Here is a 13,643-nt window from a genome sequence, read left to right on the forward strand (position 1 = left end):
GAGGGGATGTAAATCGCTTTCACATCATACCAGATGGGGGCGGGCCGCGGCATTGCAAGAGTTGATGTAAAACTTTTTTACATTCAGCCCGCGTTGACCTGCTGGCGCCACAATGGTCTAGGTGCATGCATGACCGGTTCGCTTGAAATCACCCGCCTGCCGCTGGCCTTCGACCCCGATCTGGGCGCCGAGGCGCGCGCTTTGGTTCCGGGCCTGTCTGACGATCACGCGCAGCTGATCGCGGGGACCGGCGGTAGCAGCCCCTATCTCAAAGGTCTGATCGAGAAAGAGGCCGATTGGCTGCCGCAGGCTTTGAGTACGCCGGACAACGCGATGCAGGCCGAGATGGCCGCGTGCCGCGCGCTGCCGCCCGATCAGTTGAAACCGGGCTTGCGTCAGGCGAAGCGGCGCATCGCATTGTTGACGGCGCTGGGGGATCTGTCCGGGGCATGGCCGCTGGAAAAGGTCACAACCGCGCTGACCGATTTCGCCGATCTTGCGGTGGGCCTCGCGGCACGGGCCGAAATCGCGGTGCTGATCCGGCGCGGCAAACTGCCGGGCCAGAGCGAGGATGATATCCACGCGGCTGCCGGGATGGTGGTGCTGGCCATGGGCAAGATGGGCGCGCACGAGCTGAATTACAGCTCGGATATCGATCTGATCGTGCTATTTGACGAAACCCGTTATGACCCCAACGATTTCTACGAGGCGCGTCAGGGCATGGTGAAGGCCACCCGCAATCTCTGCGCCACGCTCAGCGACAAGACGGCTGATGGCTACGTCTTTCGCACCGATCTGCGCCTGCGCCCCGATCCAGCAGTCACCCCGGTCTGTATGGCGATGGAGGCGGCGGAGCGCTATTATGAAAGCCTCGGGAGAACATGGGAACGCGGGGCCTATATCAAGGCGCGCGCTTGCGCCGGTGATCTGGAGGCGGGGCAGCGCTTTCTGAAAACGCTCACGCCTTTTGTGTGGCGACGGCATCTGGATTTCGCCGCCATCCAGGACGCCCATGACATGCGTCTGCGTATCCGTGAGAACAAGGGAATGGGTGGTGCGCTGCAGGTGCCGGGGCATGACATGAAACTGGGTCGTGGCGGCATCCGGGAGATCGAGTTCTTTGCCCAGACAAGGCAGTTGATCGCGGGCGGGCGCGACCCCGATCTGCGCCTGCGCGGTACGGTTGAGGCTCTGCGGGCCCTGGCTGGTAAAGGCTGGGTGCCGCAGGAGGTGGCGGATCAGCTGACCATGCATTATCGCGCCCATCGAGAGGTCGAACATCGCATCCAGATGGTGCATGACAACCAGACCCATAAGGTACCCCAGACCGAGGACGGGATCGCGCGTGTGGCCTGCCTGATGGGCACCACGCCAGAGGCGCTCTGCGCGGATCTGAGGGAACGTCTGGCCGAAGTGCATGCACTGACCGAGGATTTCTTTGCCCCCGAGGCCAGCCCCGCCGCCGCGCCGCAGCCCGAGATCGCCTTTGATGCCTCGATCCTGGCGCGCTGGATGACCTATCCCGCCTTGCGCTCGCAGCGGGCGCGGCGGATCTTCGACCGGCTTCGCCCCGAATTGCTGAGCCGTCTGGCCCGCACCACCAAACCCGAAGAGGCGCTGATGGCGCTGGACGGGTTTCTGGCCGGGTTACCCGCCGGGGTGCAGCTCTTTTCGCTGTTCGATGCCAATCCGCATCTGATCGACCTGCTGATCGACATCGTCGGCACCGCGCCCGAGCTTGCCGGGTACCTCTCGCGCAACTCCTCGGTGTTTGACGCGGTGATCGGCGGCAGCTTCTTCGATGACTGGCCCGGGCGCGCGGCGCTGCAGGCTGACCTTTCTGCCCAACTGGCAGATGAGGGTGACTATGAACGGCGACTGGATCTGGTTCGGCGCTGGAAGAAGGAATGGCATTTCCGGGTCGGGGTGCATCACCTGCGCGGTCTGATCGACGGCGCCACGGCCGGGGCGCAATATGCCGATCTAGCCGATGCGGTGATCCTGTCACTGCTGCCCGTTGTGATGGAGAATTTTGCCATCAAGCACGGGTCGGCGCCGGGACGGGGCGTGGCGGTTCTGGGCATGGGATCGCTGGGGGCGGGGCAGCTTAACGCCGCCTCGGACCTTGACGTGATCCTGATCTATGACCCGGAGGAGGTCGAGTTTTCCGACGGGCGCAAGCCATTGGCCGCACGGACTTATTTTGCGCGCCTGACCCAGGCCCTGATCACCGCATTGACCGCGCCGATGGCGCAGGGGCGGCTTTACGAAGTCGATATGCGCCTGCGCCCCTCGGGCAATCAGGGGCCGGTTGCCACCAGCTGGGCCAGTTTCACCAACTACCAGCGCAACGAGGCCTGGGTCTGGGAACATCTGGCGCTGACACGGGCACGGTTTGTAGCGGGCAACGAAGGTCTGGGTCATGATATCGAGACCTTCCGCCGCGACTTGCTGGGCCAGCCTCAGGACCGCCGCAAGGTCTTTGCCGAAGTCTCGGAAATGCGCGAGCGACTAGAGGCGGCCAAGACCCCCTCGGGTATCTGGGACGCCAAGACCGGCCCCGGTCGGATGCTGGATATCGAATTGGTGGCACAGACCGGCGCGCTGCTGTCCGGCAGCCCGGAACGCGATGTGGCTGCGGGGCTGGACGGCGCGGTCGCTGCCGGGTGGTTGAATGTCGCTGAGGCGCGGCAATTGCAGGACAGCTACGCGCTATTTCTATCGGTACAATCGGCAGCGCGGCTGCTGGTATCGGACACGGCGATCGAAAGCGGCACGATCGGCGAGGGCGGCGTGGCCTTCCTGTGCCGCAGCAGCGGGATCGACCGGATCGATGCGTTGCAGGCCGCGCTGGCGGCAGCTTATGAAACAAATGCCGGGATCATCTCGGCAGCAGTGAGGGAAAGCGCAGATGGCACGCGGCAGTGATCCTCTGGACCCCAAGGGGCTGATACGGGAAGCCTATCGCATCGACGGGATCACCCCACCGGAATGCCGCAGCATCTTTCTGGACTGGGCGCTGAGCCTGCCGGCGGAGGTCGACCAGAACACCGCGCTGCGCACGCTACATGACAGGTTTGGGGCCGAGACCCCCGATCACCCGATGACCGAAGTGCTGGCGCAGGGGCTGAAGGCGGCCCAGAACCCCAGACGCCGGGGTGGCTGGCGCTCGCGCGAGCGCGGCTGATTGGCCACACCTGCGCGACAATTTCCGCTCTGGTTGCAAATCGTCCCATAGCTGCCGCAATTCGCCGAGAACATGCTCCGCATGACCCGGGTTTCGTAAAGAGGCCCCAATACGCATAAGGAGCAGGGACAATGAATTCCATGCGAGCAGTGGTGTTAATCGGTTTAGGCGCGGGCATGACTGCCTGCAGCACGTCCGACATTCCCAGTCGGCACACCGGCATCGACCAGGTGCCTTTGATTGAAACCTCGGTGCTGCCACAGGATGGCGCGGGTGCCACCACCGTCATCTCGACCCCCGAAGCGGTGGTGGATCGACAAGTGGTCGAACGCCCGGCCGACGAGGAACAGGATGACCCGGTGGCGGCCATCGCCTCTCCGGTGTCGGTTCATGCGGTGCAGGTGCGCGTGCCCCGGTCGCTGAAAGTGTCAGAGCGCAACAGATATCTGCCCTTTGGCGATATCGTATGGCGCGAGGACCCGATCGGGGACCGGCACGCGCAGGTGCAGAAGATCATGCAGGATGCGCTGATGCATGGCGTCACCCCGCTGGAAGGACCGGGGAAGGTCGATGTCGAGGTCGAACTGGTGCGCTTTCATGCGATCACCGAAAAGGCACGCTATACCACCGGCGGCGTGCATGCGATCACCTTTGATCTGACGCTTAGGGATCCAGAAACCGCCGCGATGGTGGTGCCCCAGCGCCGCATCCGCGCCGATCTGGAGGCTTATGGCGGCCAGCAAGCCGTCAATGCCGAGGCGCTTGGCGTGACCCAAAAAGCGCGGATTTCCGAGCATCTGAGCGACGTGATCCGGCAGGAACTGACCAGCCCTGAGGGCTATCAGAACGCAAAACTTGGTGTCTTCCAACTGCTGAACAATCTCTGAGGCTTTCACTCGCGCAGCGATGCACGTAAGAGGGCGCCATGACAGCGCCCTCTTTGCTTTCCGACCGCCCCCGTGTCCGCCTGAAACCCAAGGCCAATGCCCGCGCCATCCGGCATGGCTTTCCCTGGGTCTACGCCAATGAACTGGTGACCGACCGCCGCACCAAGAAACTCGCCGCCGGTACCCTGGCGGTGCTGGAGGATGAGGGCCGCGCGCCGCTGGGGTTGGTCTCGGTAAACCCTGCCTCCAAGATCATCTGTCGCGTGCTGGATGCCGCGCCTGACGCGGTACTGGATCAGAGCTGGTTTGAGTTGCGCCTCACCCGCGCGTTGGCCCTTCGGGACCGCCTGTTCGATGCGCCGTTCTACCGGTTGGTGCATGCCGAGGCGGACGGGTTCCCCGGTGTGATCATCGACCGGTTCGGCGAGACCTGCGTGATCCAGCCCAACGCCGCCTGGGCCGAAGCGCATCTGGAGGTGCTGACCGAGGCGCTGATCTCCGTGACCGGGGTGCGGAGTGTGCTCAAGAACGGCTCGGGCCGAACCCGCGCGCTTGAGGGGCTAGATGATGCCAGCGCGGTGCTGCGTGGAACCGAACCCGCCGCGCCGGTGCCGGTGCCGATGAATGGCGCAACCTATCTGGCGGATCTGACCGGCGGGCAGAAAACCGGGTTGTTCTACGATCAACGCCCCAACCACGCCTTTGCCGCAAGGCTGGTCCAGCCCGGCGCGCAGGTGTTGGATGTGTTTTCCCATGTCGGTGGCTTTGCCTTAGCCATGTTGGCGAGCGGCGCTGGGGACGCGCTGTCGGTCGACGGATCAGTCGCTGCATTGGCGCTGGCCGGGCAGGGGGCAGAGGCCTCTGGCTTCGCCGACCGTTTCTCCACCCGTCAGGGTGACGCGTTCGAGGTGCTGGCCGCCTTGGGCGAAGAAGCCCGCCGCTTTGACGTAGTGATCTGCGACCCGCCCGCCTTCGCGCCGAACAAACAGGTGCTTGAGGCCGGTCTGCGCGCCTATGAACGGGTGGCGCGGCTGGCGGCCCCACTGGTCAAACCCGGCGGCTATTTGGGCCTGTGTTCCTGCTCGCATGCGGCGGATCTGTCGCGCTTCCGCAGCGCCTCGGCGCGCGGGATCGGGCGGGCGGGCCGGCAGGTGCAGCTGATCCATACGGGCTTTGCCGGGCCGGACCATCCGCTGATGCCGCAACTTGCCGAAAGCGGCTACCTCAAGGCGCTGTTTTTCCGGCTGTGAGGGCGGTTCTCGACACCTGCGTGATCTTCCCCACGATCATGCGCGAGATGCTGCTGGGCGCCGCAGAGCAGGGGCATTTTGAACCGCAATGGTCGGACCGCATTCTGGAGGAATGGGCGCGCGCCGCCGCCCGGCTGGGACCGGAAGGCGAGGCGCAGGCCCGCGCCGAGGCCGCCCTGATGAGTGCGGCATGGCCCAAGGCGCGGGTGGCGCAAGCGCCGGGGATCGAGGCGCGGCTCTGGCTGCCCGATCCGGCGGATATCCACGTGCTGGCCACGGCGATTGCAGGATCGGCGGACACGATCATCACGCTCAACGCCAAGGATTTTCCCCGCAATATCCTCTCCGAAGAAGGGCTGACCCGCATCGACCCCGACGGGCTGCTCTACCAGTTCTGGCTGCAGGATCCGACTGGCATCGAGGCCGTGGGCCGCACGGTTCTGGAAAAGGCGCGGGGGCTGTCGGAAGGGGAATGGCAGATGCGACCGCTCTTGAAGAAAGCGCGCCTGCCACGGCTGGCCAAAGCGCTTGCCGGGATCACCTGACGCGGCTCAGGCGTCGGTTTTCCAGCGCGCTTCCAACTTTTCCAGCGCGGCGATGCGGTCCTGGGTCTTCGGGTGGCTCATCAGCCAGGCCGGGGCCACGCCCGCGCGCTGCTGGGTGAGATCTTCGAGCTTGGCAAACAGCGACTTCTGGGGTGCCACGCCGATCCCGGCCTTGGTCAGCAACGCGGCGGCGTACTCATCGGCCTCGTATTCATCCGAGCGCGACAGGTGCGAGGCCAGCAGGCTGGTCAGCATATTGGCGATCATCGCGCCGACAAAGGGGATGAAACGGTTCAACACCATGATCAGCGCGGTGCGCAGCGCGTTCTGGCCCGAGAAATCGATCATCCGCCTTTTGGCATGCCCCAGCGCCACATGGCCCAGCTCATGGGCGATGACGCTGGCCATCTCCTCGGCACTGACCTCACCATTGCGGAACTTGCGGTAAAACCCCCGCGTGATGAAGATACGCCCGTCCGGCGCGGCCAGCCCGTTCACCGGGTCGATCTCGTAGATAAAGACCGGGATACGCTGCAAATCCAGCGCCGCCGCCAGCTGATCCGTGATCCGCTTGAGCGCGGGGTCGGCCAGTTCGGTCGATTTCTGATCCAACTCCCGATGCGTGCGCCAGACCGAGACGCGGTACATCACCAGCGCGTAGAGGATGGCCAGGAGGATCGGGGTGAACTTCAGCATGGGGTAGATATGTGGGCTTGCAGGTCGGGAGGCAAGACAAAGAATGTCTTGATGTCTGCTTGGCGGACAAAGCAGGCCTGCGCGGCAAAAGCGAAGCAGCCGCCTCAACGAACGGTTTAAGAGCTAGGCGTTGTTGCGGTTGGGAGAAGGAATTAAGCCGACTGATAGAGGGCTACTCACCGTCGGTCAAAAGTGAATTCCATAGAATTGTGGGCTGACGCGCATCGAACTCTTGTATCCTTGATTGAAGTTCTTGTTCCCAAGGACCCGGTTTTGCCCGCGCAGCCTCTATTGCTCGTTCAAAGGCGGTCAGAGCTTCTTCTTCGCGCCCAATTTGCGATAGGGCTATCCCGCGCTCAAGGTGGATTGCAGCACTTCTTGCAAGCATAAGAGGCAAAAAGTCTAACCAAATACGTGTAGCCAGTGAAATGTTGCAATAGCGAAGCTTCTTGTGCCCTTCGTAGCTATCATTCCTGCATGCCATAGCCATCGAGTCGGATAGCAGGCCCAATGGCAAGAGGAGCAAAAACAAAAAAACAATCCAGACGCGAACTGCCTTCCCGATCCACTTGGGAATCGCAGCAATCCACTTCCACCTTGGCGAGGCGGCATTTTCTGATGATGTGCTCATACCTGTTGTTAACAGAGAGCATTGCTCTGAGGAACGGGGTCGCTAACCAAAAGCAATACTCCTGCGACATCGGATACCGATTGCAGCGTAGGTCAATGGAATGTCGCCATGGGCTCAAACCAGACAAACCCTACCGCGTGAGTTCCCGCATCCCCTGTTCCAGCCCGGCGAGCGTCATCGGCACCATGCGGTTCTCGAAGATGTCCTGAACCATGGTGATGGAATGGGTGTAGCCCCAGTATTTCTCGGGAACCGGGTTGATCCAGAGGTTTGACGGCCATTGGTCGCGGGCGCGCGCTAGCCAGACCTGTCCGGCCTCCTGATTCCAGTGCTCATTCGCGCCGCCGGGATAGGCGATCTCGTAAGGCGACATGCTGGCATCACCCACGAAGATGCATTTGTAGTCCGAGCCATAGGTGCGCAGCACTTCATGGGTGGGGATTTGATCCGTCCAGCGGCGGGTATTGTCGCGCCAGACGCCCTCATAGAGGCAGTTGTGGAAGTAGTAATATTCCAGGTGCTTGAACTCGGTGCGCGCGGCGGAGAAGAGTTCCTCGACCACTTTCACATGCGGGTCCATCGAGCCGCCCACATCCAGAAACAACACCACCTTGACAGCATTGTGCCGCTCGGGGCGGGTTTTTACGTCCAGATAGCCGTGCTCGGCGGTGGCGCGGATGGTGCCGTCCAGATCGAGCTCATCGGCGGCACCTTCGCGCGCCCAGCGGCGCAGGCGTTTGAGCGCCACCTTTATGTTGCGGGTGCCGAGTTCGACCGTGTCGTCGAGATTCCTGAATTCACGCTTGTCCCAGACCTTGACCGCGCGCTGATGGCGGCTTTCCTTCTGGCCGATGCGCACGCCCTCGGGGTTGTAGCCATAAGCGCCGAACGGAGACGTCCCGCCCGTGCCGATCCACTTGTTGCCACCCTGATGGCGGCCCTGTTGCTCTTTCAGGCGCTCTTTCAGCGTCTCCATCAGCTTGTCGAAACCGCCAAGCGCCTCGATCTCTGCCTTTTCCTCGGCGCTCAGGTGCTTTTCGGCCATCTTCTCCAGCCAGTCGCCGGGGATGTCCACGGCTTCCATGACTTGAGACATGCTGATCTGTTCCAGCCCCTCGAAACTGGTGGCGAAGGCGCGGTCGAACTTGTCGATATTGCGCTCATCCTTCACCATCGAGACGCGGGCGAGGTAATAGAACGCCTCGACATCATAGGTGGCGAGGCCGAGCTTCATGCCCTCAAGAAAGGTCAGGTACTCGCGCAAGGAAACAGGGATTCCAGCGCTGCGCAGGTTTTCGAAGAAGGGCAGGAACATGTCGGCTCAGATCAGGGTACGGTCGATCACTATGGTAAGGATCAGCCCGAGCAGAGCAAAGGCGATTCCGTAACCCGCCGCATATTGCGCAACGTCAGCTTTCGAGCCGTTGCGTTTTTTGGCGGTCCTGCCGCCGATAACGGCCCCGATCAGGGCCATTGCGATTACGATCATGCCGTTTTATCCGCCCAGTTCCTGCCGGGGATTCAGCGCCGCGACCTCTTGCATTCTGGCGCGCACCGCCCAGTCCGAGCCGAACCCGTATCGCGCCCAACCCAGACTGTCCAGCCTGACATCTTCGGCCTTGTCGCGTTCGCCCTGCAACTCCAGCGCCTCGGCATCAAGCAGCATCAGGGTCGAGAGCAGCGCGGCGTTTTCGGCCCGCTGAGCCACTTTCAGCTGCGGGCGGATTTGCTGGCGCGCCTCCTGCGGTTGCCCGTTGGCCAGCGCATAGGCCGCTGTCTGGGTCACCACATAAGCGGTCTGCAGATCGGTGCCCGGCGTTTGTGACAGGTAGTAGAGCGCGCTGCGGTAATGCTGCTGGGCGGCTTCGGGATCGCCCGCCTGCACCATGCGCCCCAGGATATAGTGGCTGAAGGCGCGGCGGTGATCGGTCCAGCCTTGTTGCTGCGCGATCCGCGTCGCCTCGGTCGCGGCCCGTTGGCGCTGTGACTGCGTTGCGCCAGGTCCCAGGGCGGTCTGGGTCGCCTCGATCCAACTGCGCGGGGTCTTTGAGATCGGGCGCTCGGCCACGCGCACGCCGCGCGGGTTCTGCCGCGCGAGAATGCCGGGCAGGGCGGCTGCGACCTCGTCCCGGGTCATGCCATTGCGCAATGCGGGGTCATAGCTGGCCCGCAGGATCAGCATGTCAAACCCGGTCAGCACCGTATGCACATTGTCGTCGTTAAAAACCGAGTCGGGCAGGCGATAGAGGTCGTTCAGCGGACCGATGGCCTGGGCCAGTTCCTCATGCAGGCAGTCGCGCACTTCCTGCGGGCTGACATCATTGGGGATGAAAATGCCCAATTGCTTGCGTTCGCGCAGCAGCGCCCAGTTGGTTTCCGGCTTGCGGCGCTTGCGGCGGAAGTCTGCCAGGCTGGAGACATTGGGCACCACGAAACAGGCCGCATGGGGCAGGGCCCGGCGAATCTGGTCGCGGCTGACCGCTTCGATGGTGATATTCGCCTCGCTGCCCGAAACCTGCTGGATGTTGATCCCGGCTTCGCGGCGTAAGCGTTGCAGCAGTTGTGACAGATCGCTTTGCAGGCTTTCCGGCGGCGCGCCGGTGACGCGCAGGGTGATCGGCTGCTCGAACCGGGTAAAGAGCGGCAGCTCGCGCCCGCTTTCCAGCTCGAAATGCAACGCCAGGAAATCACTTGCGATATTGGCGTTGGAGCGGACCGGCGCAGGCGGTCGGGTTGCGGCAAAGGATTTCATCGGCGGCAGCGGCGTCGGCGACACCTGCGCCCGGGTGGGCGTGTCGCGCACCGAGGAGGCGGCGCATCCGGCTAGGACCATCACAACAGGGAACAATAAACGTTTAAACATAATTACCTTTGGTACTTGATAAATGGCGTAACGCTGCCAACTCGATCATACAACTTTCTTGCGGTTTCGTTAAAGTCCTGTGTGAGCCAGTAGACCGTCGGGCAGTCCCGCGCATCCGCTGCGGCATAGACCGCCTCGATCAGGGCGCGTCCGGTGCCGGTTCCGCGGGCCTCTGGGCGGGCATAGAGATCCTGAAGATAGCAGACCTCTTCGATCTTCCAGGCATGGCGATGAAACAGATAATGGGTCAGCCCGACCAACCGCCCGTCCTGTTCCGCCACCAGGCAAGAGAAATCGGCGGGGTCATCCCCCAGCAGACGCGCAAACGTGACGTCATTGACCTCGGCCGAAACCGAGCTCTCATAGAAGTCCAGATAGGCTGTCCATAGCTCAGCCCATTCCGACCTGTCGCCGGACCGCAATGCGCGGATCGTCGTCACAGACGCCATGCTACTTCTGCCCCCACTCAGAAGTTAACGATCGGAGCAGTTGATCCGCAATCTGACGCAAGGTCAATGGGCGCGAGGGGGGATTCGCGCCCTGGTTGGGAAATGACGAAGGTTTGAGAAACAATCACCGCAACGCCCGGCATTCGTTTCCCCTATGGGGCCGTTAGGCAAGGTTTATCGCTGTCCGCGCGCCATGAAGGCCAGACGTTCGAACAGATGCACATCCTGCTCGTTTTTCAGCAGAGCCCCGTGCAGCTTTGGCAGGGCATTGGCGCCGTCGCGCTTGAGGTCCTCGGGCGTCAGATCTTCGGCCAGCAGCAGCTTGAGCCAGTCGAGCACCTCTGAGGTCGACGGCTTCTTCTTCAATCCGGCCGTGTCGCGGATTTCGTAGAACTGGGTCAGCGCGGTGGTCAGCAGCGCCTCTTTGATGCCCGGATGATGGACCTCGACGATCTTACGCATCGTGGTCTCATTCGGAAAGCGGATGTAGTGGAAGAAGCAGCGGCGCAGGAAGGCGTCGGGCAGTTCTTTTTCGTTGTTCGAGGTGATGATCACGATCGGGCGCTGACGTGCCTTGATGGTCTCGCCGGTCTCGTAGACATGGAACTCCATCTTGTCGAGTTCCTGCAGCAGGTCGTTGGGAAACTCGATATCGGCCTTGTCGATCTCGTCGATCAGAAGAACGGTTTTGCGTTCCGACTCAAAGGCCTGCCAGAGCTTGCCCTTCTTGATGTAGTTACCCACATCATGCACGCGCTCATCGCCCAACTGGCTGTCGCGCAACCGGCTGACCGCGTCATATTCATACAAGCCCTGCTGCGCGCGCGTGGTGGATTTGATGTTCCACTCGATCATGTCGAGCCCCAGCGCACCGGCCACCTGACGCGCCAGTTCGGTCTTGCCGGTGCCCGGCTCACCTTTGACCAGAAGCGGGCGTTCCAGGGTCACGGCGGCATTCACCGCAATGGTCAGATCGTCGGTTGCGACATACTCGGCCGTACCCTCGAAACGTGTGGTCATCTTTCGTGCTCTCCAAACCGTGGAAATTGCTGAACGGGCATGCGCAGAAAAACGCCCCTTGGCCCTAGCGACGCACGGGGCGATTTGCAAGCCGCGCCGCCCCTTTGCTACGCTGCGTGACGCGATCCGGTGCACGCGCTGGCCGCTTTTACAAAGCCAGCGGAAACAGGGTCTGAGTGCTTTGCCTCTCCGGGCAGCTGGATTGGCGGCCATCGCGCACTATTTGTGCGGGTTTGTGACTAATTTCACAGAAAAACAACAGTTTGTGACGTAGCATTTTAATTGCAACACGATCCGCGAATTTGGGGGTGTTGAGGTAGCTTTGACTAGTGACAATCTTCTGCGCGTCAGATAAACGCTGCGTCAGAAGGGGCGCCAATGGTCTTGGAACAAAAGACATGACGGACATAGTTGGCCACACCGAGGGAGCCAAGATGAAACAGGAAGTGTTTCTGCCGGAGGATTACCGTCCGGCAGAGGATGAACCATTTATGAATGAGCGTCAGCTCGAATACTTCCGCCGCAAGCTGAACAACTGGAAAAGCGAATTGCTGGCGGGCAGCCGCGATACGATCGAAGGGCTGCAGGATAACACACGCAACATCCCCGATGTCGCAGACAGGGCAAGCGAAGAGACCGACCGCGCGTTGGAATTGCGCACCCGCGACAGGCAGCGCAAGCTGGTTGCCAAAATCGACTCGGCCCTGCGCCGGATCGACGAAGGCGAATACGGGTATTGCGAAGTGACCGGTGATCCGATCTCGTTGCGTCGTCTGGACGCGCGTCCGATCGCCACCATGAGCCTTGAGTCGCAAGAACGTCACGAGCGCCGCGAGCGGGTCCACCGCGACGACTAACCGCGCCTGACGCGACGAAGAACCAAGCGCCGGGGCCTGTCGCCCCGGCGTTTTTGCGTTAAACGGGCGCCATGAGTATTCGCGATCAGAAAATCGTTGTGGTCGGGGCCGGTATTGGCGGGCTTTCAGCAGCGCTTGCCCTGCGACAGCGCGGCGCCGATGTGACGGTTCTGGAACAGGCCGCCGCGATCAGCGAAGTGGGCGCAGGCCTGCAGATCTCGCCCAACGGGGTGGCGGTGATGCGCGCGCTTGGTCTGGCGGATGAACTGATCGCGGCAGCTGTCAAGGCGCGTGCGGTATCGCTCAGGGATTATCGCCGCCCCGGAGAGGTTTTGCGGCTGGATCTTGAAACCTATGCACCGGATCTGAGCTATTGTTTTGTGCATCGCGCCGATCTGATCACAATTCTGGCCGATGCGGTGCGCGCCAGCGGTGTGACCATCCGGTTGCTGCAAAGGCTCGATTCGGTCGATCTGGACGAGCAGGTGGTCCTGAACATGGGCAATGGGGCCCGCATCCGGGGCGATCTGGTGGTGGGTGCGGATGGGATGCACTCGCGGCTGCGCAGCCATCTCAACCCCGCTGAGCAGCCGTTCTTCACCGGGCAGGTGGCCTGGCGCACCACGGTTGCCAACAGTATCGACATGCCGCCCGAGGCGCAGCTCTATATGGGGCCGGGGCGGCATCTGGTCTGTTACCCGCTGCGCGATGGCCACCTCGTCAATATCGTGGCTGTAGAAGAGCGCAAGAATTGGACCGCCGAGGGCTGGAACCATCAGGACAGGCCCGAGACTCTCAGGCGTGCTTTCGCGGAGTTCCGAGGCGCGCCCAAGGCGCTGCTGGATCAGGTGTCAGAGGTCAACCTCTGGGGATTGTTCCGGCACAAGGTGGCGGAGCGTTGGCACAGCGCCAACGCGGTGCTTCTGGGCGACGCGGCGCATCCGACGCTGCCATTCCTGGCACAGGGGGCCAACATGGCGCTGGAGGATGCCTGGGTTCTGGGCGATGAATTGGCGCGCGCGGACAGTCTCGAAAGCGGGCTGGCGCTTTATCAGGCGCGCCGGCACGCCCGCGCAAAGCGGGTGATCGCGGCGGCCAATGGCAATGCGTGGAAATACCATCTGAGGTTTCCACCATTGCGCGGGGCGGCGCATCTTGCGCTGCATCTGGCCGGTCGTGTTGTGCCCGCGCGCATGGTGGGGCAGTTCGACTGGCTCTACCGCCATGATGTCACCCAGGAGCGTGCCGCCTGAGCGGC

At 62.5% G+C, this 13,643-nt stretch carries 14 protein-coding genes; 7 read left to right on the forward strand and 7 right to left on the reverse strand.

What is annotated here, in order from left to right; translation table 11 throughout:
- Nucleotides 1–129 precede the first annotated feature (129 nt).
- The 5 genes from glnE to Q5Y75_RS02180 all read left to right on the forward strand — a co-directional run bounded on the left by glnE (nt 130) and on the right by Q5Y75_RS02180 (nt 5,869).
- Nucleotides 130–2,928, forward strand: a complete 2,799-nt coding sequence (gene glnE, locus Q5Y75_RS02160) for a bifunctional [glutamate--ammonia ligase]-adenylyl-L-tyrosine phosphorylase/[glutamate--ammonia-ligase] adenylyltransferase (protein WP_306193857.1) — start codon at nt 130–132, stop codon at nt 2,926–2,928.
- Nucleotides 2,912–3,187: a hypothetical protein gene (locus Q5Y75_RS02165; protein WP_306193858.1), complete on the forward strand. Its 276-nt coding sequence runs from the start codon at nt 2,912–2,914 to the stop codon at nt 3,185–3,187. Before glnE ends, Q5Y75_RS02165 begins: the two co-directional genes overlap by 17 nt.
- 176 nt (nt 3,188–3,363) lie before the next feature.
- Nucleotides 3,364–4,074 carry a DUF6778 family protein gene (locus tag Q5Y75_RS02170; RefSeq protein WP_306193860.1) on the forward strand — a complete coding sequence of 237 codons (711 nt, stop codon included), beginning with the start codon at nt 3,364–3,366 and terminating at the stop codon, nt 4,072–4,074.
- Nucleotides 4,075–4,112: 38 nt separating this feature from the next.
- The gene (locus Q5Y75_RS02175) at nt 4,113–5,324 is read left to right on the forward strand and encodes an RSP_2647 family RNA methyltransferase (RefSeq protein WP_306193862.1); all 1,212 of its coding nucleotides are present in this window, start codon (nt 4,113–4,115) and stop codon (nt 5,322–5,324) included.
- Entirely contained in the window at nt 5,321–5,869 is a 549-nt protein-coding gene (locus Q5Y75_RS02180) for an RSP_2648 family PIN domain-containing protein (protein ID WP_306193864.1), read from the forward strand. Before Q5Y75_RS02175 ends, Q5Y75_RS02180 begins: the two co-directional genes overlap by 4 nt.
- 6 nt (nt 5,870–5,875) lie before the next feature.
- Here Q5Y75_RS02180 and Q5Y75_RS02185 read toward each other — a convergent pair whose 3' ends face one another.
- The 7 genes from Q5Y75_RS02185 to Q5Y75_RS02215 all read right to left on the reverse strand — a co-directional run bounded on the left by Q5Y75_RS02185 (nt 5,876) and on the right by Q5Y75_RS02215 (nt 11,528).
- Entirely contained in the window at nt 5,876–6,565 is a 690-nt protein-coding gene (locus Q5Y75_RS02185) for a M48 family metallopeptidase (RefSeq protein ID WP_306193866.1), read from the reverse strand.
- A 172-nt stretch (nt 6,566–6,737) separates the two neighbouring features.
- On the reverse strand, nt 6,738–7,196 hold the full coding sequence (locus Q5Y75_RS02190) for a tetratricopeptide repeat protein (RefSeq protein ID WP_306193867.1): 459 nt from the start codon (nt 7,194–7,196) through the stop codon (nt 6,738–6,740).
- Nucleotides 7,197–7,326: 130 nt separating this feature from the next.
- Nucleotides 7,327–8,511 carry a vWA domain-containing protein gene (locus Q5Y75_RS02195; RefSeq protein WP_306193868.1) on the reverse strand — a complete coding sequence of 395 codons (1,185 nt, stop codon included), beginning with the start codon at nt 8,509–8,511 and terminating at the stop codon, nt 7,327–7,329.
- A 6-nt stretch (nt 8,512–8,517) separates the two neighbouring features.
- Nucleotides 8,518–8,685: an apolipoprotein acyltransferase gene (locus Q5Y75_RS02200; RefSeq protein ID WP_306193869.1), complete on the reverse strand. Its 168-nt coding sequence runs from the start codon at nt 8,683–8,685 to the stop codon at nt 8,518–8,520.
- Between the two features lie 6 nt (nt 8,686–8,691).
- Nucleotides 8,692–10,059: a DUF2927 domain-containing protein gene (locus Q5Y75_RS02205; RefSeq protein ID WP_306193870.1), complete on the reverse strand. Its 1,368-nt coding sequence runs from the start codon at nt 10,057–10,059 to the stop codon at nt 8,692–8,694.
- A 2-nt stretch (nt 10,060–10,061) separates the two neighbouring features.
- Nucleotides 10,062–10,508, reverse strand: a complete 447-nt coding sequence (locus Q5Y75_RS02210; protein WP_306193871.1) for a GNAT family N-acetyltransferase — start codon at nt 10,506–10,508, stop codon at nt 10,062–10,064.
- A gap of 174 nt (nt 10,509–10,682) precedes the next feature.
- The gene (locus tag Q5Y75_RS02215) at nt 10,683–11,528 is read right to left on the reverse strand and encodes an AAA family ATPase (protein ID WP_306193873.1); all 846 of its coding nucleotides are present in this window, start codon (nt 11,526–11,528) and stop codon (nt 10,683–10,685) included.
- Between the two features lie 434 nt (nt 11,529–11,962).
- Here Q5Y75_RS02215 and dksA point away from each other — a divergent pair, with 434 nt between their 5' ends.
- Both dksA and Q5Y75_RS02225 read left to right on the forward strand, forming a co-directional pair.
- Nucleotides 11,963–12,385 carry an RNA polymerase-binding protein DksA gene (gene dksA, locus Q5Y75_RS02220; protein ID WP_306195672.1) on the forward strand — a complete coding sequence of 141 codons (423 nt, stop codon included), beginning with the start codon at nt 11,963–11,965 and terminating at the stop codon, nt 12,383–12,385.
- A gap of 71 nt (nt 12,386–12,456) precedes the next feature.
- Entirely contained in the window at nt 12,457–13,638 is a 1,182-nt protein-coding gene (locus tag Q5Y75_RS02225) for an FAD-dependent monooxygenase (RefSeq protein ID WP_306193875.1), read from the forward strand.
- The last annotated feature ends 5 nt before the right edge of the window (nt 13,639–13,643 follow it).

It is taken from the genome of Ruegeria discodermiae, assembly GCF_030758345.1.
GTDB lineage: Bacteria > Pseudomonadota > Alphaproteobacteria > Rhodobacterales > Rhodobacteraceae > Ruegeria_C.